Below are 24,217 nucleotides of genomic sequence, written 5' to 3'. Positions count from 1 at the left end.
ACGGGTACCCCATGGAAGTCATTCTTGCCAAGCCGCGCGGTTTTTGTGCCGGAGTCAATCGTGCCATTGCCATCGTTCATCAGGCCCTGGAGCGCCATCGGCCACCCGTGTATGTCCTGCACGAGATTGTCCACAACACGCATGTGCTGGAGGAACTGCGGTGTCGCGGGGCGGTTTTTGTCGAGGAATTGGAGGATATTCCCCGGGGATCGGTCACCGTGTTCAGTGCCCATGGCGTCTCCCGGGCGGTGGAACAACGAGCCACGGCCCTTGGATTGCGGATCATTGATGCCACCTGCCCCCTGGTGTCCAAGGTGCATCGGCGGATGATCCGGCTCAATGCCCAGGGATATGACGTGCTGGTGATCGGCCACAAGGGGCATCCCGAGGTCGAGGGAACCTGCGGCCAGGCGGTGGGACCGGTGCACGTGGTGTCCAAGGCGTCGGAGATCGGCCAGCTGCAGGTGACCGATCCGGACAAGGTTGGGTATGTAACCCAAACCACCTTGAGTGTGGACGATACCCGGGAAATACTCCTGGCCATTCGCCGGCGGTTTCCACGCATTGCCGAGCCGGATCGGACCGATATCTGCTATGCGACCACCAACCGGCAGGCTGCGGTCCGCGAATTGGCCGACCGGGTGGATCTGGTGTTGGTCGTCGGCTCAAAAAACAGTTCCAACTCGAACCGGCTGCGGGAGGTGGCGGAATTGCGGCAGACACCGGCCCATCTCATCGACGATGCCAGCGAGATCGATCCGGCTTGGTTTGCCGGGGTCAAGAGGGTCGGGGTCAGCGCCGGAGCCTCGGCTCCGGAGCACCTGGTGGTGGGGGTGGTGGATTGGCTGCGTCGGTGGGGGGATGTGACGGTGACCGAAATGGAGGGCGAGGAGGAACACATCAGCTTTCTCGTTCCGGAACTGGAGGTGTAGGAATTTTTTCAGTTCCCTATCGCGTCAGCCGCTGAACACTCACCAGGTTGATGTGATGCATATTCTCCGGGCCGCAGCGCGCCAGGGCCGTGAACATGGCCTGATTGGGATGGCCGATACCGACGGCATGGCCCTGTTGCCGGGCCAACAGGGCCAGCTGATCAAGCTGGTCGCAGATCTTGCTTGGCGTCTTCTCGTTGTCGAGGAATACATGCCTTCGGGTGGCCGGCACAGCAAGCCGCCGGGCGGTGGCCAAACCCTGCGAGCCGGCGGTGGTGTAGGAGTCGACAAAGAACAAAGCCCGTTCTTTCAACACGGTCAGTACCCGGTGCATGCCCAGGCCATGTTCGGTGAACCGTGATCCCATGTGATTGTTGGTGCCAACGGCATGCGGCACCGCCGCCAGCATGGTCTCTGTTTTCGTTCTGATCCCTTCCTCCGTGTCAGCAATGTGCAGCGCCTCCGTTCCGGGAGACCACCGGGTGTCTTTGGGTTCCATGGGCAGATGGACAAGAACGGTGCGCCCGGCTTGAAACGCCTGCTCCGCCAGTTCCTGGGTGTGCGGCGCCCCCGGCAGAAAGGAAAAGGTGAGATTGTCGTCAAGTTCCAAAAACTTGCGTCCCATTTTGAGATCGTTGCCCATGTCGTCGATGATGATCGCGATCTCGGGTCGGCCAGCTGTTGTGGACGCGTTGCCGTCAGCGGTCCGCTCATGGGCGGAACGCGGTGGTGGCGTTTTGGTCGACAGCGATGCGGAGGATGGAAACTGCTCGGAGAGGGATGTGGGCGACACGAGCACCCTGGTCGGAGGCGCGGCAGTGGGCACGGATCCCGCAGGCAGCCTTTCCGGGGCATCTGGCGAGCGGCATCCGGCGAGGGAGGTGGCAAGAGCCGCCGTCACGATCGCCCTGACAGCAAGGAGGCGAACAGCGGAACAGGGCACGAGGCGATTATTTTGTGCGAGCGAGGATATACTCGGCTAGTTGTTTGAGCAGGGCAACGTTTTCCCCTTCCTGTCCGGAGGCATGGAAAGGGGCGAGCGCCTGGATTGCTTCCGCCACCAGTTGTCGGGCTGTTTGCGCGGCGGAGTCGAACCCCGCGTACCGCCCGATCAGGTCGACCAGTTGCCGGTAGGCTTCGGTTCGGGTTCGATCTCCTGTCAGCAGCTGATTCAAGGTGTGCCGGTCTTGATCGTCTGCCCGCTCAAGGGCATGGAGCAGCGGCAGGGTGAGTTTTCCTTCAATAAAATCGTTGCCAATGGTCTTGCCGGTTCTGTGAGCGGAGCCAAGAAAATCGAGCAGATCGTCCACCACCTGGAAGGCCGCGCCAATGCGGTCGCCATAGGTGGCCAGAGCCGTGCGTCGGGCCTCGTCGGCACCGGCAAACAAGGCGCCGATGGAGCAGGTGGAGCGAATGAGATTGCCGGTCTTCTGGCGGATGACCTCGAAATACTGTTGTTCGGTTCCGGTGATGTCGCCGATGAGGCGGAGTTGCGCAAATTCGCCGTTGACCATGGAGGCCGTGGCTTGGCAGAAAATTTCCAAGCCGCGGCCACCCGCCAGCTTGCCGATCAGGTGCATGCTGTGGGCATGCAGCCAATCACCGGCGAGAATCGCCGCCGTCAGGCCGTGACGGGCAACCACCGTGGGGGTGCCCCGGCGTTGCTCGGCCCGGTCAATCACATCGTCGTGCACCAGGGTGGCCACGTGCAGGTACTCGAAGGCCGCGGCCAGCTGGTAGAGCTCTGCGTCATCCCGGCCGCAGCACCGGGAACAGAGCACGGTCAACAGGGGCCGGATGCGCTTGCCGCCGTTGAACAGGGCATAATGGACGATTTCTCCCAGAAGCGGATCGCAGCCGGCCAGGGCCGTGGTCAGATCATGGCGCATGGCGGCTTCCACGCGGGCAGTGACGGTCGCCGTGGTTCCGCGCAAATCCACAGGCGGATGTGTTTCAGGTGTGTTCATTGCTGCTCTGAAAGAAAGCTGCCACCTTCTCCATGTCGCTGGTCAAAGGACTGGGAGGCAGGCTTTTGAGAAATTGACGGCCATACCCCTTGGTGAAAAGCCGGGTATCGAGTATGGCAATAACGCCGCGGTCGTTGGCGGTTCGCATCAGTCGGCCCACGCCTTGACGAAGGGTGAGAATGGCCCGTGGCGTTTGAAAGTCGACGAACGGGTTGCCGCCCAAGGCCTTGATGCGGTTGACCCGGGCCATAATAACAGGGTCGCTGGGGACTTCAAACGGTAATTTGTCAATAATCACCAGGCTGAGCGATTCGCCGGGAATATCGACCCCCTCCCAGAAACTGGCCACGGCAAACAGGACGGAATCGGTCTGCTCGCTGAATTGGCGCAGCAGGGTGCGCCGGCTCGCCTCTCCCTGGACGAGCAGCGGATAGGGGAGGCGGTCGCGGAGGGCGGCATGGGCCAGGTCCATGGCGGCAAAGGAAGTGAACAGGCACAGCGTCCTGCCGCCGGCGTGGGTGATCAGGCGGGCCATGCGGTCGTGCAGGGCCTGCGGATAGCCGACGCCTGCCGGTTCGGGAAAGGGCGCATCGGGGACGTAGAGCAAGGTGCGGTGTTGATAATCAAAGGGCGAAGTCAGGGAAAGGGTGGGGGTGTCGGCGGCTAAGCCAAGCCGTTCAAGAAAATAAGTGAACTTTCCGGCCGTGGTCAGGGTGGCCGAGGTGAACACGCAGGAGATGACCGTCGCAAGCAATGTGGTTTGCAGGTCCGTGGCCACGTCCACGGGGGTGGCACAGAGGGTCAGGTTGCGCTCGCTGCGCTCAAACCAGTAGGTGAACTGCACCTCGTCAAGGGGGAGGTCGTCAAACTGCTCCACCAAGATCGACTGCAACCGTTCGCCTAAATCCCGGGCGCGATCGGCATATTGATTCCAGGGGCCTTCCGGGAGCCCTTCGAGGGTATCGGCCAGCTTTTCCAGCGCTGCCTGAAGATCGCTGCGCAACGGGATGATGTCCGGCTGATTGCGGAGCAGGGGGGGGAGCGGAAACCGGCCCTTTTCCTTGGGAAACGCGTTCGTCAGCCGTTCGGTCGCGCCGGCAAGGCGGGCGACGGCCGCGCGAACTGTCTGCTGTGCTGTGCCGGACAGTTCGCCCTCGGCACTGCGTTCCACGTCGCTGCTCAGATCAATGAGCTGATGACGGGAACAGGAGGAACCGAAAAAAGTGGTGGCCACGCTTTCGACATGATGGGCCTCGTCGAAGATCACGGACTCGTAGCGTGGCAGCACCTCGCCATATCCTGTACGCCGGACAGCCAAGTCGGAGAAAAGCAGGTGGTGGTTGACGATCAGCAACCTACTGGCTGCGGCATCGCGACGCAGCCGGTTCAGGTGGCATCCGGCCGCTTCGGGACAGGTGGCGCCCAGGCAGAAGTGGGATTGGCAGCAGATTTTCTGCCACAGGGGCGACGAAGCGGTCAACCAGCTCAGTTCGGAACGGTCGCCATGGACCGTCTTTTCCAGCCAGGCCTCGATGGCCTGTTCGGCAGTGTCGGTAAACAGTTCCGTTTGTCGTGAGGCGTGCAGTTGCCGCCAGCGGTAGAGGCAGAGATAATTCTGTCGTCCCTTGACGCACAGGGCCTTGAGGTGGGGATCGATATACTGCAGAATCAGCGGAATTTCCCTTTGCAGGATTTGATCCTGCAAAGTGCGAGTATGGGTGGACACCACCACCCGGCGGCCGCTGAGCACGGCCGGAATCAGATAGGCGAGAGTCTTGCCCAAGCCGGTTTCGGCCTCGATCACCAGGCAGGAAGCCTGAGTGGCCTGATTTGGTTGCTCTGCGGTAAGCAGCTCGGCCACGGCCTTGGCCATGGCCAGCTGGCCGGATCGTGCTTCGTAGCCCGGGAGATGTTGGGCCAGAATCCCATTCGGGCCAAAAATATTATCCATCAGCGGGAAGCCCAAGGATGTCGCGCACGATTTCCACCACCTGAGGTGAGCGGTCGTTCAATAGTTGCGGGAGCGGGGCAAGGGCCCTTTCGGTGCCGATGATGCCGAGCACGCTGGCCGCCTCGCCGCGCACCCAATCCACCGGGTGGCGCAACTGGTCCTCCAGGCCGGGGATGGCCAGGGGCAGGAGGTCTGGGCACAATGCGGCCAACTGCTCAAACAGCACGGAAACTCCCAGCCGGACGGCAAAACGTTCGTCGGTGAGCAGCTGACCGGTCCAGGTGAAATAGCGGGGTTCCTGGCGGAACATGGCCACGATGTTGTCGGCGTGACCCAAGGCGAGAAAATCGGCAATGACTTGCACCAGTTCCGTATCGCTTACTTCGGGTATTGTTTTCAATTGGTGGGATTCGGTGGGCATGGCAGATTGGCTGACGTCGTTGTGTGGTCCATACCACGACCAGGACAGGGAGGCAATCCGAGAATGACCAGTGCTGTTGCTTGACACGTTTTTTTTTCAAGAGTAGAACAACCAGAAGCCTTGGAACAACGAGACAATAACAGCCGGGTATCGTCATGATTGAGCAGTCCCATCTTCCTCCTCCCCTGTCCATAGCCAACGAAGAATTGCTGGAAGAGGGAGAGGTGATCGTCATTGTCGACGATTTTGCCGATATCGTTGGACTGTTGGAGGATTTTCTCCACCAGCAGGGGTTTGCCACGGTTGCCGCCGGTTCGGCCGATGCCCTGCGCCGTCAGCTCGGCATGCACAAGGTGGCGCTGGCGTTACTGGACATCGGCCTTCCCGACGCAGACGGCATCAAGCTCCTGCCAGAGCTGAAGCAGCATGATCGGGACTTAGCGGTCATCATGCTTACCGCGGTGACCGATCTGCAGACAGCGTTGGCCTGCCTTCGGCTCGGTGCCGACGATTACCTGGCCAAGCCCGTACATTTCACCGATCTGCTGGCCACCCTGCGCCGGGTTTTGGAAAAACGGCGCCTGACCATCCGTAATCGCCAATACCAGCAGCAGATCGAGCAGGCCAACTTCCGCTTGCAGTTCGCCCACCAGCTGGCCATGAAAATGAACACCGCCTATTTGAGCATGGTGGAGCTCGATGAAATCCTCCATGCCATCTTGGCAGGGATCACCGCCGAAGAAGGGTTACAGTTCAACCGCGCCTTTTTGGCCTTGTTCAACGAGGCTGGTGACGTGCTTGAAGGGCGCCTGGCCATCGGTCCAGGAAACCGGGAGGACGGCAGCCGAATCTGGCGGGATCTGCGGGAACAGGAATTGGGACTGCGCGACCTGTTCGTCCGTATTCAGCGCAATGAAACCGCCATGGACACCGAAGTCAACCGGATTGTCCGCGCCCTGCGGGTCGACGCCCTGGACGCCGACAACCTGCTGATCCGCGCGGTCCGCAATCGGCAATCGATCAACGTCGTTGACGGCCGGAGCGAATATCCAGTGCCCTTGGAGTTGGTCGGCTTGCTCCAGGAAGACTCCTTTGTGGTGGTTCCCCTGTATTCCCCCAGCCGCGCTCTGGGAGTGATCATTGCCGATCATTTCGTCAATCGTGCCCAGATCGATGAGGAGCGGATCCTGGCCCTGGAAGGATTTGCCGGCCAAGCCAGCCTGGCTATCGAGCATTGTCGGCTGTATGTGGACATGCAACGGAAAATCAAGGAGCTGGAGGAGATAACCAGCGAACTGCAAAAGAACAAGGATCTGCTGGTCGAGGCCGAGCGCTATTCCGCCCTGGGGCACATGGCTGCCCAACTGGCCCACAGCATCCGCAATCCGATCACTGCCATCGGGGGAACAGCACGTCTTCTTTCCCGGAAAATTGACAACAAGGAATGGTTGCGCTTCCTCGGTATGATGGCCGGCGAGGCGGAAAAGATCGAAAAAACCCTGGAGGATTTGTTCAGTTTTGTCGATCAGGTCAAGCCGGAGCGCGAAAAGATCCGGCTCATCCCGCTGATTCACAAGTCCCTCCTGCTCCATCTCGCGGCCATCAAGGCGCAAGGAATCAAGAAGATCCTGCTGCTGCCGGAGACCGATCCGTTGATTGATGCCGACCCGCGGCTGATTCAGCAGGCCCTGGTCCATCTGATTCGCAACAGTGTCGAAGCCATGCCCCAAGGCGGCGAACTGTTCATCGAGGTTGTCCTTGAAGAGGCGCAGGTGAAGATCCTCATTCGCGATTCAGGTACGGGAGGAACCAATCTGCGGCATGCCACCGATCCGTTTTACACCACCAAACTGGTTGGCACAGGCATGGGACTAACCCTGGTGAAACGGATCGTCGAGGATCATGGCGGCCGGTTGACCCTGGACAACAGGCAGCAGGGCGGGGTGCGGGCCACGGTGCTGCTGCCGCGGGTGGTGGAGTAGGGGCGGGAAAGCGATATCTCTTCGCTGTCCGCAGGGAAAGAAAGATAAAAAAATCAGGGGAGCAGGTTCCAAGAACCTGCTCCCCTGATTGCGTGTTACAGGAGAATCCGTACTAGGCAGCGCTTAGAACTTGAGCTCGAAGCGGGTCAAAGCACCGAAGGCTCCGTCGTCTTCCAGGGTGGAGTCTTCAAATTCGGGTGCCAGGTAGCCGGCGGAGAAATAGACATCCGCGCCCTTGCTGATGGTGTACTGCAGAACCGCAGACAACTCCCATGCGCTGTCCAGAGCGGCTCCAAGCGCACCTGACCGTGTATCCGGTCCGTCTCCATCGGGACCTTCGGAATCCCAGGCGTCAACCTCGGCGTAAACCAAGTTACCGGTCAGCTTGAGGGATTCGTTGATCGCATAGTTGGCCACCAAGCCGCCCCAGAACCAGTCACCGGTGTCGCCGATGCGGGCAGCGCTGATTCTGCTGTTATCCGAGGAGCCGAGCATGACGAAACCAAAGGCGCGGTCCGGTTGAAAACCGCCATCGGTGAAACCCAGATTCAACCCGATGTTCAATTTGTCGATCTGGTAGTTGGGGAACATGTATCCACCGAAGCCGGTGTCATCGGAGCCGATCAGGTCAGGGCCGGTAACCGCGTCGGCATCATCTTCCCAGGAGTTGAAGTTGTTCAGATTGCCGTCGTTGGCGGCGAGTTCGGCGACAAAGCCAAAGGCGTTGACCTTGCCGTTGGTGTAAATGGAACCAAAGAACCCTTCATTCTGATAATTGAGGTGCGGAAGAACATTATCCTCGTCCCGTTCATCGCTCTGATAGCCGAGCATACCGCCAACCGCCCAATCCTTGTTGAGCTGCCCCTTGATATGGGCACCGTAGCGCATGGCGTCGTTGTCTTTGATTTTGTTTGGATTGTCGGTATCTTTCGTGTTTGGATCACCGTCAACATCATATTTGGCATAGGTTTGGGACTCTTCCACCCACTCGATGAACGGGTTGATGGTCACGTCGTTGAACTTGATGATACCGCGCAGACCGCTCAGATGAACGTCATCATAGAAAAAGTTGTAGGTGGTGCCCAAGGGGCCGTAGGTGGAGCGGTATTTACCTGCTTCCAGGGTGAAGTTGTCATTGAACGGAATGCCGACATGGGCGATGTCGACCCAGATGTTGCTGTTGTCCAGGGAAGAGATGCTTGGGTCGTTGTCGATGTCGGTGGTGTATCCCTCATACATGCGGATACGAGCCTTGGCATAGGCACCACCAGCGGCGGTCCCGGTGATATTCAGACGAACGCGGGAATCCATGTCGGTGTTGGACTCATCAACGTCATCATTGCCGAAATCACCGTAGTTGTCATTTTGATAAAACAAACGCACACGGGCATCGCCGGTGATCTTCACGCCGGGCTCGACAGCGGCAGCAGAAGCGGTAGCGGCATACATCCCACCAGCCACCATCAGGGCAGCGCCTGCAACAAGTACTTTTTTCATATTCCTCTCCTTTTTTTATCTCATGTTGCGTACAGGTTCCCCTCGTTCGAGAAACCCTTTTGAACATATCTTGGATGGCTTCACGATAGAGTAAGTTTACCTAGTCGTCAAGTTTTTTTTACCTGAGTAAAAATATTTTTACCGGCAATGGTCAGGTGCGGGATGTGAAAGAGTAACGATTAAACAAGAGGTTGGAGGATGGGTGGGGAGGGGGCCCGTCGAAGGGTGACGGCCTCGACAGGCCCCGTCGGCAAAAGAGAAAATTATTTGGCCGCCGCGTTGACGCGCACGGTGTAGCTGTTGAGAAAGGTGGTGGGCGCATTCCAGAACACAAAGGGATAACTGCTTGCGGCCTCGGCAAAGACAACCTGATAGTGGCCGTTCTCCCGTTGCGTGCCGGCATACTGGTAATTGGTGATGTACGCGGGAATCTTTTTCGTTTCCCACAGGCGGGTCAAACCGCTGTTCACCCAGGTGTAGGCGGCCAGGGAGCTGCCGTCGAAATAGCGAAGGTTGGGCATGAAGCTGACCGTTTCCAGGCGATTGCGACCAACCAGCACGTCATTGCCGCCATCCATGTCGAGATCGGCGATCACGATGCGGGTCCGCACCCAGACGGTTTCCTTCTCGGAGTTGGCCGCATTGTTCTGACTGGTTAGGGTGCCGAAAAAGTTGTTGCTCGCCCCATGGATTTCGCTGCTGGTAAAGCGGAGGCTACCGGAGGCATCGTACACCTGGAGCCGGTTGCTGTTGTTGAGCACGATCGTTTCCTGCACGCCGTCGCGATCGAGATCGGCCCGGGCAAAGTCGAAAATGTTGATGCCTCGGGGCAGGGGCAGCTTGTTGCCCGCGTTGACCCCGCCGCGGCCGTCGAGCGCCATCTCGTAAATGTCGGCGCCATCGCGTTCCGAAACCGGGGTCTTTTGGCCGATGAGCGCGATAGGCTCTCCGGGGGCGCTCATGGTCCGCAGGTACCAGCCGACATGTTCAAACAGGGTGGTCACCTTTTTGCCGTTCCACTCGAGGGCGGACGAGTCGGGATAGTCGCCATTGCTGCCGCTGATGTAGATTTCCTGCTGTCCATTGTTGTTCAGGTCGCCCAGGGTGACCGAATGATAGCGTAGATGGTTCGGCAACTCCGCTGTGGCCAGCATGCGGAACTGTCCTTCTTCATTTCTGTAGATCATCAGGGCCGAACTGGTCAGCAAGACAATCTCGGGCGTGCCGTCGCCGTCGAGGTCGCCTGCGTTCATGTCCCTGGCTTCGGCGGGAATGCCCTTGCTGCGGTAACTGCTGACCAACTCAAAGGGACCGCCAGCTTCCAGGCCGGTTGCCGTGCCGGCAAACAGGCCCTCGCGATAGGCGCGCTCCGGATGCGCGGTTTGAAACGCGGCCATTCCGGAGCCTCCACCAGCTGCGGCCTCTGGCTTGGGCTTGCCAAAAACCGCGCCGCTGATCGCCCAGGCGAGGTTGTCAACCGCGGTCATGACGTCATCCACCGTTTGAAACGACTGTTGAAACTTTTTGGGGGCCTGGAGCGATGTTTGCGAAAAGACGTAGCTGGTCAGTTCAAATTGGCCGGCTTTGGGGGCTAGCGATCCCATGATGAGGTATTCCGCCCCGGATTGGCGGAGCCGTTGGCTGAAAATGCCATACTCGCCGGATTTTAGCGCACCGGCCATTTGTTCCGAGGCGTCTCCTTGGGCGACCGCCGCGATATTGGCGCGGGTGGCCAATCGACTGGCAAGGGTGGTGGACAAACCGGTGCGCAGATACGCGTAAGAACCTGAAATTTCAACGTCAAAGGGCAGAAAGATCACCTGACGCTTTGCCGGAGCGGCTGGTTGGGCGGCATTTACCGGGGGCCATGCCACAAGGCTGGCCACCAAACAGCAGGCGATTGCAAGCGCCAAGGCTCGCATCCTGGCGCGGATAGACGATGCTCGGGTTGGTTCGGTTGTGCACAGAGGTGTTACGTTCACTGTGGGCGCTCCTGTCTCTGGTTTGAAGGATGAGTGGGAAAGCGAAGCGAGATTGCTCACGATTGTCAATGGTGCAACAGTTCTTTAGCTTCCTGCGTTTTTCGCAAAAAGAAAAGGGAAAACATTCGCTGTCAAGGAAAACACGGAAGGGGCCGCTGTTGGCTAAGGGGAATCAGTACGAAAATTTGATGGAGACACCACCATAGAACGTACCGTCGCTTCCCTGGTTCTCATCGGTTCCGGAGATCGTGGCTTGGTTGCTGCCGGCAGCATCGGAGAGAGGACGGGACCAGTGGAACTCCGGGGTGATGGTGAGATAATCTTTATAGGAGATGGGCATGTTGAAGAGCAGCGAAAAAATTTGTCCCTCTTCGGTGTTGAAGGGGTTGTTGAGGAGCATGACCCTGTTGCCCAAGCTAAAGGAGAGGCCGTCATCGATCTGGTAGGAGCGGGAAAGATCGAGGGCGAGAAACCAGGAGCGGCCGGGATCGAAGTCCTTGTTCAGTCCAGGGTCGACACTCATGAAGACGGTTCCCGGTTCAGTGCCATTCTGCTGGGTCGAGAGAATATAGCCTGCCGAGAATTCGAGCAAGCCGGCCGAGCCTTCATAGGAAAAGGTGATGGCCTGGCCGCCGAGTTGATGCTTGCCGGGGTTGAGGCCGGGAGCGAAGTGGTCGGAGTGTTGCAACTGCACGGTCAGGCCGTCAAGCGCATCCGCATCGAAACCATACATGCCGGCGGCCAATAGACTGGTCACCGCGTTATCCCACGCGGTACCGTTCGGTGCCGGATCTCGTTCAGTCGCACTTCCCCTTGCGGCCTGCGGGACAAGCGCGAACACAAGGGCAAAAAGGAGGAAATGTCGGAGGAGAGGAAGCATGACCGTCGCTCGGTTTCTACGTTAACTGGACATAATGTACTGTTCTGTCTTGTGAAAAACAATGGAAAAAAAGGCGGAGCGGATCACGGGTAGTTGTTTGGATTTATTCTTGAAAAAGAGCGAATCGCACCCGTTGCAGGCCCAGGTGCGGTGTGGCGGCCGGAAGGAGAACCCGGCGGGGTGATGGGTCAGGACAGGCGGTCGGCGATGAGGCCATAAAAGGATCGACCGCCAGCCATCGGTGAAAAAAGCCAGCCAAGGTGGCTTTGACAGGCGGCGCAAAGGACAATCTGCCAACAATAGCCCGGAAACCAGGTAAACGCGGTACTCGGTTCAGCCCACACGGCAACGCCTGGTGCCGTGTGGAAACAACGGATGAGGAAGGCAATGCCGGTCGGGTTGAAAAAGGCGTGTTCGTGACGGTTGTTGACCCGGATGACATGGTCACGGTGGGTAATGGCTGCCCCGCACACGGCGCAGACGATGTTCTCCTTTTCCTCCGGTTGACGGTCGGATCGGGTTGCCGCCGACCGTTTTCCCTTGGAAGAGGGCAGCTGAATTCCGCGACAGCGTTGCTCAGTCCTGCGGTTGTCCCGGCTTATTCCGATAGGCGGCGACAATCGCATGCACCATGTCGTCGATGGTATAGCGTTCGGGTTGGATATCCACCCGCAGACCGTGTTCTCGAACCGTTTCGGCGGTGATCGGGCCGATGGCGGCAATGCGCACCGCATCCATCAGCCGGTGCAGTTCCTCGTCGCTGCCCGCGTCGAGCATGGCCAGGAAATTGGTCACCGTGGACGAGCTGGTGAAGGTGATCAGATCGATGGAACCGCTCTCCAGCTGGTCGCGCAATTCCTCCTTGCGCCCTTGAGGCGGCACATTCTGGTACACTGGGGCGATGGTCACCTCGGCGCCGGCGTCGATCAAGGTTTCCGGTAACAGGTCGCTGGCCTTGAGCGCTCGGGGCAGAAGGATGCGGCTGCCGTTGACCTCCGTTTCGACCAAGGCCTTGGCCAATCCTTCTCCTGTGAATTTATCCGGGATAAGGTCAGCCTTGAGGCCGTATTTCTTTAACTCCTCGGCGGTCGCCTTGCCGACCACGGCGATCTTCGTTCCGGCCAGATGGCGGCTGTCATGCCCAAGGACAAAGAGTCGCTGGAAGAAATAGGTCACCGCGTTGAGGCTGGTGAACAGCAACCATGCGTAGGCGTGGATCTCGGCAAGGGCTTGGTCCAAGACCCGGTAATCGGCCACTGGTTCGATATGAATGGTCGAATATTCGAGACACTCGGCCCCGTATTCCTCCAGTTTGGCTACGAGGTCGCTGGCCTGCTCACGGGTGCGAGTGACCACGATGCGCCGGCCGAACAGCGGCCGTTTCTCGAACCAGTCGATGGTACTGCGCAGCTTGACCACCTCGCCAACGATCACCAGGGCCGGCGGCTTGATATCCGCCTGGGCCACCACATCGCAGATGGTGGCCAGGGTGCCGACCACCGAGCGCTGTTGCGGGGTCGAGGCCCAGCGGACCACGGCTACGGGGGTGTCCGGTGAGCGGCCGTGATCGATCAGTTTTTGGGTGATGCTCGGCAGGGTCTTGATGCCCATGTAAATGACAATGGTGCCCGCACCGGTGGCCAGTTTTTCCCAGGAGATGTTGGAAAATTTCTTGGTCGGATCCTCGTGGCCGGTGACAAAGGCCACCGAGGCGGTGTACTCGCGGTGGGTGATGGGAATGCCCGCGTAGGTGGCGGCGGCGGTGGCCGAGGTAACGCCCGGCACCACCTCGAAATCAATCCCCTCGCTGACCAGCTCCTCGATCTCCTCGGCACCACGGCCAAAGATAAAGGGGTCGCCACCCTTGAGGCGGACCACCATCTTGCCCTGTTGGGCATGATCGACCAGCAGACGGTTGATCCCTTGCTGGGTGAAGGCGTGCAGGCCGCCGCCCTTCTTGCCGGCGTAGATCAGCTGGGCGGTCTTGGGTACATAGCTGAGCAGCTTGGGGTTGGCCAGATAATCGTACACGACCACTTCGGCGTGTTCGAGCAGGTATTTGCCGCGCAGGGTGATCAGGCCGGGATCGCCGGGGCCGGCCCCGACGAGATACACTTTGCCGTTGGTGGACGATGGGGTGGAATGGTGTGTGGTCACTGGTCGCGTGTTCAGGCAGAAAGGGGTGAATGGGGGGACGTTGATGCGCTGCAATAGACCGCATCGAGAATGGCTTTGCCGCCTCGATCAAGCAAGGTTTGCGCTAATTGCGCACCGAGGCGTGCTGCCTGCTCGGCTGGGCCGGTAGTTGCTTCCTTGAGGATTTGCCGGCCATCGACGCTGGCAATCAGGCCCGTCAGGGTGACCGAACCGCTGTCGAGCGTGGCGTGGGCCGCGATGGGCACTTGGCAACCGCCTTCCAGGCGCAGCAGAAAGGCGCGTTCGGCCTCGACGGCGACGGCGGTTTCTCCGTGGTGAAGGAAGCGCAGCCCGTCGGCCAGTTCGGTGTCATCCTGGCGCAGTTCAATGCCCAGCGCTCCTTGGCTGATGGCCGGCAGCATTTGCGTGGGTTCCAGCAGGGCCGTGATCCGGTGTTCCAAGTGCAGACGCCGCAGTCCGGCGCCGGCCAGAATGATGGCGTCATAGACGCCCTCATCGAGCTTGCGTAGCCGGGTGTCGATGTTGCCGCGCAGATCAACGATGTCCAGGTCTGGCCGCAGCGCCATCAGCTGTGATTTGCGCCGCAGGCTGGAGGTGCCGATGGTGGCGCCCTGCGGCAGATCGGCAAGCGTGGTGCATGTCTTGGAGAGAAAGGCATCGTAGGGCGTTTCCCGCACCGGAATGACGCCGATGTGCAACCCCTCCGGCAGTTCGGTGGGCACATCCTTCATCGAATGCACCGCCAGGTCGACCTCACCGGCCAGGAGGGCGTCTTCGATCTCCTTGACAAACAACCCCTTGCCGCCGACCTTGGCCAGCGGCACGTCGAGGATGCGATCCCCCTTGGTGGTGATTTTCACCAACTCCACCCGGGTTCCCGGATGGGCCTGTTCAATCTGGGTCTTGACCCAGGTCGATTGGGTCACGGCCAGCAGGCTGGCGCGCGTCCCTATGCGCAGCAATGTTCTCATGCACCGGTCCTGTTGCGATGGCGGCTTGCGATGTCGGTTTCAGTGGTAGCGGCCATATACTGTCTTTACCCATGGTTGTCAATTTCGTCGAGGACGGCCGCCGCCAGCAACGGCAGCAACAGCTCGTGATGGCCGGTGAAGTTGAATCCCTTGCCGCCTTCCAGGGTCGGGCGGTGGACCACGTTGGTCGCCGGCCGGTAATGGCGGATAAAATCGAAGTTGGCGGTGGTGAACTGTTTGACCTGGTGGCCGAGGTTGCGCACCACGGTCAGGGCCTTGAGAAAAACCTCGGGCAGGAGCACGGCCGAGCCGACATTGAGATAGACGCCGCCTTCCAGTTCGCTCACCAGCCGGCAGAACACCCGGAAATCGTGGTGGCCGGCCTGGCCGATGGCCGCGCCGTCCACCGAGGGATGGATGTGGATGATATCCGTGCCCATGGCCACATGCACCGTCACCGGTATCTTGAGGTGCGCCGCCATGGCGAGCAGGCTCTGGTCGTTGTGGGGAAAGCCGTTGGCCAGCAACATCTCGCCCACCGCCTGGCCGATGCCGATGCCTCGTCGGGCACCGTCGATGATGGCGCCGTTGAGCACCTCGCCGGTTTCCTTGGCCGCGCCAAAGGCCCCGGCACCGAGCACATCGGCCACCTCCTCCGAGGTGCGGCCCACCATGGCGATTTCCGTGTCATGGATGATGCCTGCGCCGTTGAGGGCCACAGCGGTGATGATCCTCCGCCGCATCAGATCAATCAGGATGGGGTTGAGTCCCACCTTGATCACATGGGCACCCATGCCCAGCAGGATCGGCCGTTGCTGCTCATGCGCCACGGCAATACGCCGCACCAGATCCGGGAAATCGACTCCCGCCAGTTGAGAGGGCAGGGCGGCCAGCAACTGGCGCACCGTCATTCCCGGTTGGAGGGGATGAGCGAAATCGGCGACACTCACCTTGGAGTGGCGGCCATACACGGAATAGGTGTTCAGTCCGCTGAAGTCAAGGGGAACCGGAGGATAGTCGGCCATGGGCGTATGCGGGAAAAAGACGAAAAGAAAGCAAACAGGTCAGGAAGAGGCGAACATTTGTCGTTCAACGATCTCACACAACAGGTGTTCCACCCAGAGGTGGGTTTCCTGGATATGCGGCGTGGAATCGGACGGGACGTTGAGCACCAGATCGCAGATGGCGGCCAAGTCACCGCCGGGGCGGGCCGTGCCGCCAGTGAGGGCCACGGTTTTCATGCCGATGGTGCGCGCAGCCTCCATGGCCTTGACCACATTGGCCGAAGTGCCGGAGGTGGAAATGCCCAGGGCCAGATCCTCGGGTTTGCCCAGCGCCTGAATTTGCTTGGCAAAAACCAGTTCATAGGAAAAATCGTTGGCGATCGAGGTGAGCACCGAACTGTCGGTGGTCAGGGCCAGGGCGGGCAGGGGACGGCGATTGATCAGAAAGCGGTTGACGAATTCGGCCGCCAGATGTTGGGCATCGGCGGCGCTGCCACCGTTGCCGAAAATGAGCAGCTTGCCGCCATCCTCGAACACCTCCCGGATCCACTCGCTCAGGAGGAGAATATCGTCGACCGATTCCTTGACAAAGGCCTCCTTGGCCATGATCGATTGGACCAAATTGGTCGAAATAAGTGTTTTCATGCCGCCAACCATAAAAGAAAAGGGGGCGCTCTCCAACAAAAAAACGTTTCCGCACCCAGAGGTACGGAAACGTTTATGAACAGGAACAACAACCGATGGCTTACGGCAGTTGCTTCATGATCAGTTCGGAGACTTCCTTGATGGCCAGGGAGCCGTCAACGGAAATCACCGGAGCGCCGCCCGGCAGCTTCTTGAAATAGTTGATCGCGGCCGTGGTGCCGGTCTCGGTATCGTAATAGATCTTGTGACGCTTGTCGATGGCGTCCACGTCCTGATCGTCGGCGCGGGCGGAAAGCTCGCCACCGCAGACACGGCAGACGAGTTTGCCGTCTTTTTCCACCGGCTTGATGGCCTCAAAGGCGATGTGGTTGGGATGGTTGTTGTCGTTGGCGCAGAGGCGGCGGCCCATGATGCGCTCCTTGGCGATTTCACGGTCAAGAACGATCTCGACCACGTAGTCCAGTTTCATGCCGGCCTCTTTCAGGGCCTTGTCCAGAGCCTCTGCCTGGGCAACCGAACGGGGAAAGCCGTCAAGCAACCAGCCCTTGTCCTTGGATTTGGCCAGGGTTTCGAGCACCATGGGGATGGTGATCTCGTCGGGAACCAGATCGCCGCGATCGATGTAGGCCTTGGCTTTCTTGCCCAATTCGGTGCCGCCCTTGATATGCTCGCGAAAGATGGCGCCGGACTCGATGTGGTCGATGCCGTATTTTTGTTTGATGATGGCGCCCTGGGTGCCTTTGCCGCTGCCGTTCGGACCGAAAGTAAGGATGTTCATACCGGATTCCTCCATGGTTGGTTCAAAGAATGGTTGAGTAACATCTTTATATGATTGACAAAATAACGAGCCGATTAATGAATGATCCCTCATCAGCTTGGGGAATATACTGTACCTTGTCCGAATGCGCCACGAAAAATGATAGTTCGGATCAGGCAAAGTGATGAGAGGTGCAAAGATCAGGAAAACAGAGGTTTATTTCGCGTGGTCCCCATGGCGGCGGGTGGTCGGAGCGGCTGGGCGACCAGGGGACGGTGGAGGTGAAGGAGTGGTCTGGCGGTGCATAGTTTTTGACAAGGAACGGGAAAGCGGGTAGAAATCGGCCCATAAAATTACTCTTTTTTTTTCGGATGGGGACGGGCATGAAGGAAATCAAAGTCGGACTGATCGGTTTTGGCACGGTGGGCAAAGGGTTGGCGGAAGTGCTGCTGTCGCAGCGGGAACGGCTGGTCAGGCGAACCGGCATGACCATCCGTCTGGCGGGTATTGCCGATCATGGCACCGCGGCCCTGCCAGAGCGGTTTAGCGATATTCCCTTGACCCAAGACGCCCGGACCCTGATCAACGATCCAGACATCGACATCATCGTCGAACTGATCGGCGGCATCGAGCCGGCCAAGACTTTTGTCCTCGAGGCCATCGCCCATGGCAAACATGTGATCACCGCCAACAAGGCCCTGCTGTCTCAGGAAGGCGCCGAGATCTTTGCCGCCGCCGCCAAGCGGGGCGTCGAGGTCGGGTTCGAAGCCAGCGTGGGCGGAGGCATCCCGGTGATCAAGGCGCTCAAGGAGGGGCTGGTGGCCAATCGGATTCTGTCGATCATGGGCATCATGAACGGCACCGCCAACTATATTCTGACCCGCATGACCGATGAGGGCATGCCTTTTGCCGAAGTGCTCAAGGACGCGCAGAAATTGGGTTTTGCCGAGGCGGACCCCACCTATGACGTCGAGGGCATTGACACCGCCCATAAGTTGGCCATTCTCATGACCATGGCCTACGGCATGCCGATCACCCATCACGAGATCGCCACCGAGGGCATCTCGCGCATCGAGCCCATGGACATCGAGCTGGCCCGCGAGCTCGGCTGTCGAATCAAGCTGCTGGCCATCAGCCGTAACCACGGTGACCACGTCGAGGCACGAGTCCACCCGACCATGGTCCCCCAGGGCCACCTGCTGGCCTCGATCAATGGCGCCTACAACGCCATCCATTTTCATGGCGACACCGTGGGCAACGTACTGCTCTACGGTCTGGGGGCCGGTTCCATCCCCACCGGCAGTGCGGTGGCCGCCGATGTGGTCGATATCGCCCGCAACATCCGCTGTCATTCCATCGGTCGGGTGCCAGCCCTGTCCTATCTGCCCGAAGCAATGCGGCCGCGACGGATCACTCCCATGGACGAATTGTGCGGCCCCTACTATTTCCGACTCACCGTGCTTGATCAACCGGGCGTCCTCGCCACCGTTGCCGGGATTCTCAGCAAGTACGAGATCAGCATCGAATCGGTTATTCAGAAGGGACGCAAGAAGATCGGGGCCGTCGCCGTGGTGATCGTCACCCACAGCGCCAAGGAATCGGCGGTGAGCGCGGCCCTGGACGAGATCAACCGGTTGGCGAGCGTGACCGCACCGGTGGTCAAAATCCGCATCCTCGAGGAAGAATAAATTTTCCCCGAATCTATTGGGTGTGATCCTATGAAATATATTCTGCTTATCGGCGACGGCATGGGCGATGTCCCGGTCCCGGCCTTGCATAACCAGACACCCCTGGAGGTGGCCGAAACGCCGACCATGGATCGGCTGGCGCGATCCGCCGAGATGCTCGTGGTGCGGACCGTGCCCGAGGGCTATCCGCCGGGCAGTGACGTCGCCAACCTTTCCCTGATGGGCTACGAGCCCGAACGGTATTATACCGGCCGGGCCCCGCTGGAAGCCGCAAGCCTGGGCGTGGAACTGACTGCCGAGGAAATCGCCTTCCGCTGCAATCTCGTGCATGTGGAGCGGCCGGGCGACGGTCGCCTGATCATGGTCGATTACAGCAGCGGCCACATCACCACCGAGGAAAGCCGCCAGCTCATCGCCGCTCTCCAGGCCGAATGCGGCAGCAAGGAACTGACCCTCTATCCCGGCGTCAGCTATCGTCACCTGTTGGTCTATCACGGCGAGTTGCCCGCCGGCTTCACCACCGTGCCGCCCCACGATCATTCCGATCAGGATGTGGCCGGTTATTTTCAAGTCTATGAGCAGGTCGAACCCTTCCGTGTCCTGATGGCCCGGGCGGCAGAGATGTTTGCCGATCATCCGGTCAATCGGGAGCGGCAGCGGTTGGGCAAACGAACGGCCAACGGTATTTGGCTGTGGGGCGAGGGCCGGAGGCCGGCCATGGAAACCCTGGAGCACCGTTTCGGCATTCGCGGCGGCCTGATCTCGGCGGTGGACCTGCTCAAGGGACTTGGCGTGCTCGGGGGGTTGGAGGTGATCGAGGTGCCCGGCGCCACCGGCTATCTCGACACCAATTACGAAGGCAAGGCAGAGGCCGCGCTCAAAGTGCTGGAGCGGGACGATTTTGTCCTGGTCCATGTCGAGGCTCCGGATGAGACCGGGCATCAGGGGTTGGCCGGGGAGAAGGTCCAGGCGGTGACCGATTTTGACCGCAGGATTGTCACCCCGATCGTTGAAGCGATGGAGCGTCGCGGGGAGCCCTTCCGCCTGGTGGTGACCATGGATCATTACACCCCTATTCACCGCCGTACCCACGAAGACTGGCCGGTGCCGATGTTCCTTTACGATTCACGGGGAGTAAAGCATCCCTCGGGCCGCACCTACACCGAGGCCAATGTTCTGGCGGCCGTACAAGAGAACGGCTTGACCCTCGATTCGGGTGCCGCCTTTTTCCGTCGCTTTGTCGAACAGGAGGATGCGGCGTGAGCAAGCTCGCAATCAATTTGATGGAGCCGATTTTCACCACCACCTATCGGGTGATCTACGGCGATACCGATGCCGCCGGCGTGGTTTACAACGCCAATTACCTGCGCTACTTCGAGATCGGCCGCACCGAGATGATGCGGGCTTGGGCCCTGCCCTACAGCGCCATCGAGCAGTTGGGCTGCATCCTGCCGGTGACCGAAAGCTATCTCCGCTTCAAGGCCCCGGCCGCCTACGACGACCTCATCACCATCGCCGTTTCTCTGGTTGAGGTGAGTAAGCTGACCTGCCGCTTTCACTATGCCATCAGCCGCGAGCAGGCCGACGGCAAGTCGACCCTGCTGGTGAAGGGGTTCACCGTGCATGCCTGCGTCAACCGTCAAGGTAAACTGACTCCTTTTCCCCAGTCCGTGCTGGACAAGATCCAGGCGATCCTGGAAAAAAGCAAGAGCGCTGCATAAACAACTTGACGGCAAAATAAAATCGGGTATTATGCCCTGATTGCAACGCGGGGTGGAGCAGTCTGGTAGCTCGTCGGGCTCATAACCCGAAGGTCAGAGGTTCAAATCCTCTCCCCGCTACCATGGAGATACAAGAGAGGGTAAGTCAAGTTGACTTGCCCTCTCTTTTTTTTTGCTCACCAAGCGCTCTGGGTGTTGCTCATCCTATTGTTTTTTCATTTTTTCATTTCTGCTTGGGCCGCCGATGACTGGCAGACGAACGGATCGCAATGAAATAGGGCATTCACCGCGACCCACCGTTGATTGTGCCGATGTGTGTTGTGTACTCGGCTCAACAGTGCGCTCGATCTCCGGGGGAGGTCGCCTCGCAACCCGCCACCACGAGACACGTCTCTGTGCGTCCTAGCTTGCGTAATATCCGGTTGAATATTAAAATATTTTTAATGCGTTCAATTTGGTGGTTTTTCTACGTTGGACAGGAAACGGCTGAACGTCGCCATGGGCTGCAGGTCCCAATGGAACCGCACGGGAGGAAGTGAAGATGGAGAAGAAAAAATGGGGTGACATTCCTCCTCTGGAGGGGTTGGAGATGGATTGGGATTATCAGCCCCAGAGTGCCAACGGCCAGCGTGCGCACAAACGTATGACCTTGACGGAGTTATCGCAGCTGTTCGGCTCGCAGCGGTTCGAGGTTCAGGTGGCAACCACAACGGCCACCGTCAGCGGGTCTCTGCGGGATTTGTGTGAGAACGGTCTGGCCGTTGATCTTCCCACCCGGCTGGATGAATATCAAAATCTCAAGGTGGGCATGATGCTCGGCCGGGAGAAGATCATTGCCCGCGCCCAAGTTCGGCATGTGCAGCGGCGCGATCACCACTTCACCACCGGATTGATGTTTGTCGGTCTTGACGTGCCGATGCGCCAGTACATCGCCGGCATCTATGCGTCGAAAGTTCTCAGGCACTCAATATAAGGTTGTTTTTTTCAACGGCAATAGGGGACGGCCTGTTGCCGTTGTCGACCTGTAGCGCCACGGGCGGTGGTCATCGCTGCACCGACGGGCGCACGGCCACGGTCAGACGGGAAACGCAGATCAGCTGATCCTGCTCGTCACGGATCATGATATTCCATACCTGGGTGGTCCGTCCCTGGTGCAGCCGGGTGGCCCGACCGATCACCCAGCCTCGCCGAGCCGGGCGGATGTGGTTGGCATTGATTTCTAGTCCGACGCAGATCGTCCCTTCTTCGACGCACAGATAGGCCCCGGCTCCACCCAAGGTTTCCGCCAATGCAGCCGATGCACCGCCGTGGAGGAGACCCATCGGCTGCATGGTTCGTTCATCGACTGGCATCCGTCCCTCGATGTAATCCTCGCCCACGGCGGTGAATTCGATGCCCAGGGTCTGCACCAGGGTTGAGGTGCAGGCGGCCTGGAGTTCCTCAAGAGTGTGCGGTTTTTTCCACATGAGGGTTGTTCCTTGTTTTGTTTGTTGTGGTCGGCGTGGGTTGGCCGCGAAGGCGGTGGACACCGTTCACGGACAAAACGGGATGACTATAAACACAATCCTTCCCGCCCGCCCTATTTTTGCACCCGGAAAGCCGGGAACCCGTGTCGGCGGTTCAATTTTTTGGCGTGCCGTTTACCTGTTGGTTTGCTATATGAGACGGCATTGCCACGGCAGGGAAAAATTACATCACCTGAATCCATTGTACATCATGCCGCCACTCGAAGGGCGGCAGCGTGGCGGAATCTGCTTGGGAGAGGCAGGATGTCCAGGGAACAGCACGATGATCCGTTAATCGACGCGGTCAAATTCTCACTGCACATGCCGCTCGCGGCGGTTCCAGAAGACTGCGGCGAGGCGGAACCCCGGTCAGCGGCGATTGTTGGACTGGGCGTCCTGGATAAAGGGTGTTTCCGGGCCGTTGATCAGGGGCTGGCCCAATTGACCGGTTTTCCGAGCGAGGAGCTGCTCGGCCGGCACTGGGGCCTGTTGTTTGCCTGTGCCAATTCGCCACCCCCCCTGCCCACATTACCCGGCAGCCAGCCGCTGTGTGCGCGTTCCGGCCAATGGCAGCGCAAGGACGGCGCCTTGCTGTCCGTCGTCTACAGTGCGGTTCCTCTTGCCGCCGGCGCCGGTCGACAGCCCGAGCTGGTGCTTGTCGTGCATGAGGCCGGAGAGAGCAAGGAATCTGAACATTTGGCCGATGCGGTAGACGACCGGGGCGGTCCAGAGCCGCTGATGCAGGAGAAGTTGCGGACCATCGGCGCGCTGACCGTGTCGCTTGTTCATGAACTCAACAATCCGCTCTGCGGGGTGCGCGGCGTGGTCGAACGGATGGCAAGGAAAACCGATCCCGCAGCCGCGGAACGGAGCCTCCTCGACTTGGCGCTTGGACAGTGCACCCGCATGCAACACCTGTTGCGTGCGGTGCAGCAGTTCGCCGTGCCCGGCCCTGAAGCGAGACGGATATTCGATCTCCACCAGGCGCTCGATTCCGTCCTGCTTCTGCTCGACAAATATCTTAAATTCCGCAAGGTCAGGTGTGGCCGGGAATATGGCGCGGCTCCCCTGCCCGTGGCGGGGGTGGAAAGCCAGATCAAGCAGATGCTGCTCGATTTGATCACGACCAGGGGGGACAGCATTGGGGCAACAGGGGGCGAAATGCGCATCCGCACCGGCCGAGCAGGGCATTGGATTCAGGTTGAGGTCGAGAACAGGGCCGAGCAGGGCACCAGCGCCGCTGCACCGTTGCATGAACTCCCTTCATCGTTCATGATCGGGGCGGCCGGGTTGTCGCTTGTCCGCGACATCCTCAGAAAGCATCAAGGACTCATCCAGGTTGAGGCCGTGCCGGGCCGGGGATCGATTGTGACGGTCAGTCTGCCCGCCGCCAATCTGGACAATGCAGGGAGTGCGTCATGGAATCGTCATCCATTTTGATCGTCGACGACGAGGAGCTGATCCGGGAAACCCTTCGCCTGGATCTGCTGGATCAGGGGTACGCGGTGGATTTGGCGGCCAGCGGCGATGAGGCCCTGGGGCTCCTGGACAAGGCCTATGATTTGATCATCACCGATCTGATGATGGAAGGGACCGACGGCCTGGAAGTCCTACGGTTGGCCAAGGACAAGCGGCCGGATCAGGCGGTGTTCATCCTCACCGGCCATCGGGAGCTGGAGGCGGCGGTTGGCGCGCTCAGACTGGGTGCCGATGATTATCTGACCAAGCCCTATGACTATGACGAAATGATCCTGCGGGTCAGCCGTTGCCTGGCTGATCGCAAACTGCGGCAGACCGTGCGGATGTATGAATCGCTGCTCTCCATCTGCAGCGAATGCAAGAAGATTCGCGACACCGAGCAGGACGAAAACGGTCAGACGCAATGGATCAGCATCGAGCAATTTCTCAATAAGACGACCGGCAGTGAGCTCAGTCATGGCATCTGCCCGGAATGCTACCGCAAAAAAATGACGGAACTCAAAGACATGATCCGTCGCGGCACCCTGTTCTCCTCTCCCTGACCGCCGCCCTGGACGTCGGCTGCCCGCTGCTAATCCCACGCTTATGTGGTATATGGGCCACCGAGGGGGCGGGCACCGATCATCTTGGATTCAACGGACATTTCTTGTCTTTCTCGCCCATTCCAAGGTTGACAGG

The 24,217-nt window shown here is 59.6% G+C and carries 22 protein-coding genes and 1 tRNA gene; 9 read left to right on the top strand and 14 right to left on the bottom strand.

Going from position 1 to position 24,217, the window contains the following annotated elements; genetic code table 11:
- The first annotated feature begins 11 nt into the window (after positions 1-11).
- Positions 12-932 (top strand): 4-hydroxy-3-methylbut-2-enyl diphosphate reductase, encoded by a 921-nt coding sequence (gene ispH / locus DESPR_RS12960; protein WP_015725248.1) that lies wholly within the window; start codon positions 12-14, stop codon positions 930-932.
- A gap of 16 nt (positions 933-948) precedes the next feature.
- Here the strand turns inward: ispH and DESPR_RS12955 are convergent, their stop codons facing one another.
- The 4 genes from DESPR_RS12955 to DESPR_RS12940 all read right to left on the bottom strand — a co-directional run bounded on the left by DESPR_RS12955 (position 949) and on the right by DESPR_RS12940 (position 5,271).
- A complete protein-coding gene (locus DESPR_RS12955) occupies positions 949-1,725 on the bottom strand; it encodes a divergent polysaccharide deacetylase family protein (RefSeq protein WP_169701613.1) in 777 nt (258 codons plus the stop codon).
- Between the two features lie 157 nt (positions 1,726-1,882).
- Positions 1,883-2,899 (bottom strand): polyprenyl synthetase family protein, encoded by a 1,017-nt coding sequence (locus DESPR_RS12950; RefSeq protein ID WP_015725246.1) that lies wholly within the window; start codon positions 2,897-2,899, stop codon positions 1,883-1,885.
- A complete protein-coding gene (gene yoaA, locus DESPR_RS12945) occupies positions 2,886-4,850 on the bottom strand; it encodes a DNA repair helicase YoaA (protein WP_015725245.1) in 1,965 nt (654 codons plus the stop codon). The genes DESPR_RS12950 and yoaA overlap by 14 nt, the downstream gene beginning before the upstream one ends.
- A complete protein-coding gene (locus DESPR_RS12940) occupies positions 4,843-5,271 on the bottom strand; it encodes a HEAT repeat domain-containing protein (protein ID WP_015725244.1) in 429 nt (142 codons plus the stop codon). The genes yoaA and DESPR_RS12940 overlap by 8 nt, the downstream gene beginning before the upstream one ends.
- Positions 5,272-5,426: 155 nt before the next feature.
- On the opposite strand from DESPR_RS12940, the gene DESPR_RS12935 reads away from it, so the two are divergent.
- Positions 5,427-7,253: a response regulator gene (locus DESPR_RS12935; protein WP_015725243.1), complete on the top strand. Its 1,827-nt coding sequence runs from the start codon at positions 5,427-5,429 to the stop codon at positions 7,251-7,253.
- A 123-nt stretch (positions 7,254-7,376) separates the two neighbouring features.
- Here the strand turns inward: DESPR_RS12935 and DESPR_RS12930 are convergent, their stop codons facing one another.
- The 9 genes from DESPR_RS12930 to DESPR_RS12890 form a co-directional block, all read right to left on the bottom strand.
- The gene (locus DESPR_RS12930) at positions 7,377-8,750 is read right to left on the bottom strand and encodes a porin (RefSeq protein ID WP_015725242.1); all 1,374 of its coding nucleotides are present in this window, start codon (positions 8,748-8,750) and stop codon (positions 7,377-7,379) included.
- A 263-nt stretch (positions 8,751-9,013) separates the two neighbouring features.
- A complete protein-coding gene (locus tag DESPR_RS12925; protein WP_043770095.1) occupies positions 9,014-10,663 on the bottom strand; it encodes an FG-GAP repeat domain-containing protein in 1,650 nt (549 codons plus the stop codon).
- Between the two features lie 241 nt (positions 10,664-10,904).
- Positions 10,905-11,489: a hypothetical protein gene (locus DESPR_RS12920; protein WP_169701612.1), complete on the bottom strand. Its 585-nt coding sequence runs from the start codon at positions 11,487-11,489 to the stop codon at positions 10,905-10,907.
- Positions 11,490-11,800: 311 nt separating this feature from the next.
- Positions 11,801-12,085 (bottom strand): cereblon family protein, encoded by a 285-nt coding sequence (locus DESPR_RS12915; RefSeq protein ID WP_052302114.1) that lies wholly within the window; start codon positions 12,083-12,085, stop codon positions 11,801-11,803.
- A gap of 103 nt (positions 12,086-12,188) precedes the next feature.
- Positions 12,189-13,769 (bottom strand): uroporphyrinogen-III C-methyltransferase, encoded by a 1,581-nt coding sequence (gene cobA, locus DESPR_RS12910; RefSeq protein WP_015725238.1) that lies wholly within the window; start codon positions 13,767-13,769, stop codon positions 12,189-12,191.
- Positions 13,770-13,780: 11 nt separating this feature from the next.
- The gene (gene hemC / locus DESPR_RS12905; RefSeq protein ID WP_015725237.1) at positions 13,781-14,740 is read right to left on the bottom strand and encodes a hydroxymethylbilane synthase; all 960 of its coding nucleotides are present in this window, start codon (positions 14,738-14,740) and stop codon (positions 13,781-13,783) included.
- 65 nt (positions 14,741-14,805) lie between these two features.
- Positions 14,806-15,765 carry a GSU2086 family protein gene (locus tag DESPR_RS12900; protein WP_015725236.1) on the bottom strand — a complete coding sequence of 320 codons (960 nt, stop codon included), beginning with the start codon at positions 15,763-15,765 and terminating at the stop codon, positions 14,806-14,808.
- 39 nt (positions 15,766-15,804) lie between these two features.
- Positions 15,805-16,389, bottom strand: coding sequence for a D-sedoheptulose-7-phosphate isomerase (locus tag DESPR_RS12895; RefSeq protein WP_015725235.1), 585 nt, complete (start codon positions 16,387-16,389; stop codon positions 15,805-15,807).
- Positions 16,390-16,489: 100 nt separating this feature from the next.
- A complete protein-coding gene (locus DESPR_RS12890) occupies positions 16,490-17,167 on the bottom strand; it encodes an adenylate kinase (protein ID WP_015725234.1) in 678 nt (225 codons plus the stop codon).
- Positions 17,168-17,529: 362 nt separating this feature from the next.
- Here DESPR_RS12890 and DESPR_RS12885 point away from each other — a divergent pair, with 362 nt between their 5' ends.
- The 5 genes from DESPR_RS12885 to DESPR_RS12865 all read left to right on the top strand — a co-directional run bounded on the left by DESPR_RS12885 (position 17,530) and on the right by DESPR_RS12865 (position 21,528).
- Positions 17,530-18,834: a homoserine dehydrogenase gene (locus tag DESPR_RS12885; protein ID WP_015725233.1), complete on the top strand. Its 1,305-nt coding sequence runs from the start codon at positions 17,530-17,532 to the stop codon at positions 18,832-18,834.
- Between the two features lie 30 nt (positions 18,835-18,864).
- Positions 18,865-20,097: a cofactor-independent phosphoglycerate mutase gene (locus DESPR_RS12880; RefSeq protein WP_015725232.1), complete on the top strand. Its 1,233-nt coding sequence runs from the start codon at positions 18,865-18,867 to the stop codon at positions 20,095-20,097.
- The gene (locus DESPR_RS12875) at positions 20,094-20,555 is read left to right on the top strand and encodes an acyl-CoA thioesterase (protein ID WP_015725231.1); all 462 of its coding nucleotides are present in this window, start codon (positions 20,094-20,096) and stop codon (positions 20,553-20,555) included. The genes DESPR_RS12880 and DESPR_RS12875 overlap by 4 nt, the downstream gene beginning before the upstream one ends.
- A gap of 46 nt (positions 20,556-20,601) precedes the next feature.
- Positions 20,602-20,678: transfer RNA gene (locus tag DESPR_RS12870), tRNA-Met, on the top strand.
- A 418-nt stretch (positions 20,679-21,096) separates the two neighbouring features.
- Complete coding sequence (locus tag DESPR_RS12865) at positions 21,097-21,528, top strand: PilZ domain-containing protein (protein ID WP_015725230.1); 432 nt, start codon at positions 21,097-21,099, stop codon at positions 21,526-21,528.
- Positions 21,529-21,598: 70 nt separating this feature from the next.
- On the opposite strand, the gene DESPR_RS12860 is transcribed toward DESPR_RS12865, so the two are convergent.
- Entirely contained in the window at positions 21,599-22,021 is a 423-nt protein-coding gene (locus DESPR_RS12860; RefSeq protein ID WP_015725229.1) for a hotdog fold thioesterase, read from the bottom strand.
- 303 nt (positions 22,022-22,324) lie between these two features.
- On the opposite strand from DESPR_RS12860, the gene DESPR_RS12855 reads away from it, so the two are divergent.
- Positions 22,325-23,500 carry a histidine kinase dimerization/phospho-acceptor domain-containing protein gene (locus tag DESPR_RS12855; protein WP_015725228.1) on the top strand — a complete coding sequence of 392 codons (1,176 nt, stop codon included), beginning with the start codon at positions 22,325-22,327 and terminating at the stop codon, positions 23,498-23,500.
- Complete coding sequence (locus DESPR_RS12850; protein ID WP_015725227.1) at positions 23,479-24,081, top strand: response regulator; 603 nt, start codon at positions 23,479-23,481, stop codon at positions 24,079-24,081. The genes DESPR_RS12855 and DESPR_RS12850 overlap by 22 nt, the downstream gene beginning before the upstream one ends.
- Positions 24,082-24,217 lie beyond the last annotated feature (136 nt).

The organism is Desulfobulbus propionicus DSM 2032, assembly GCF_000186885.1.
In the GTDB taxonomy this organism is placed as follows: Bacteria; Desulfobacterota; Desulfobulbia; order Desulfobulbales; family Desulfobulbaceae; genus Desulfobulbus; species Desulfobulbus propionicus.
This window is presented reverse-complemented; position numbering and strand designations above follow the sequence as displayed.

Bases quoted from the DNA above. Each gene is read 5' to 3' on its own strand.
- ispH (WP_015725248.1), top strand. From the start codon at position 12: ATGGAAGTCATTCTTGCCAAGCCGCGCGGTTTTTGTGCCGGAGTCAAT.
- DESPR_RS12950 (WP_015725246.1), bottom strand. From the start codon at position 2,899: ATGAACACACCTGAAACACATCCGCCTGTGGATTTGCGCGGAACCACG.
- yoaA (WP_015725245.1), bottom strand. From the start codon at position 4,850: ATGGATAATATTTTTGGCCCGAATGGGATTCTGGCCCAACATCTCCCG.
- DESPR_RS12940 (WP_015725244.1), bottom strand. From the start codon at position 5,271: ATGCCCACCGAATCCCACCAATTGAAAACAATACCCGAAGTAAGCGAT.
- DESPR_RS12935 (WP_015725243.1), top strand. From the start codon at position 5,427: ATGATTGAGCAGTCCCATCTTCCTCCTCCCCTGTCCATAGCCAACGAA.
- DESPR_RS12930 (WP_015725242.1), bottom strand. From the start codon at position 8,750: ATGAAAAAAGTACTTGTTGCAGGCGCTGCCCTGATGGTGGCTGGTGGG.
- hemC (WP_015725237.1), bottom strand. From the start codon at position 14,740: ATGAGAACATTGCTGCGCATAGGGACGCGCGCCAGCCTGCTGGCCGTG.
- DESPR_RS12900 (WP_015725236.1), bottom strand. From the start codon at position 15,765: ATGGCCGACTATCCTCCGGTTCCCCTTGACTTCAGCGGACTGAACACC.
- DESPR_RS12895 (WP_015725235.1), bottom strand. From the start codon at position 16,389: ATGAAAACACTTATTTCGACCAATTTGGTCCAATCGATCATGGCCAAG.
- DESPR_RS12890 (WP_015725234.1), bottom strand. From the start codon at position 17,167: ATGAACATCCTTACTTTCGGTCCGAACGGCAGCGGCAAAGGCACCCAG.
- DESPR_RS12885 (WP_015725233.1), top strand. From the start codon at position 17,530: ATGAAGGAAATCAAAGTCGGACTGATCGGTTTTGGCACGGTGGGCAAA.
- DESPR_RS12880 (WP_015725232.1), top strand. From the start codon at position 18,865: ATGAAATATATTCTGCTTATCGGCGACGGCATGGGCGATGTCCCGGTC.
- DESPR_RS12865 (WP_015725230.1), top strand. From the start codon at position 21,097: ATGGAGAAGAAAAAATGGGGTGACATTCCTCCTCTGGAGGGGTTGGAG.
- DESPR_RS12860 (WP_015725229.1), bottom strand. From the start codon at position 22,021: ATGTGGAAAAAACCGCACACTCTTGAGGAACTCCAGGCCGCCTGCACC.
- DESPR_RS12855 (WP_015725228.1), top strand. From the start codon at position 22,325: ATGTCCAGGGAACAGCACGATGATCCGTTAATCGACGCGGTCAAATTC.
- DESPR_RS12850 (WP_015725227.1), top strand. From the start codon at position 23,479: ATGGAATCGTCATCCATTTTGATCGTCGACGACGAGGAGCTGATCCGG.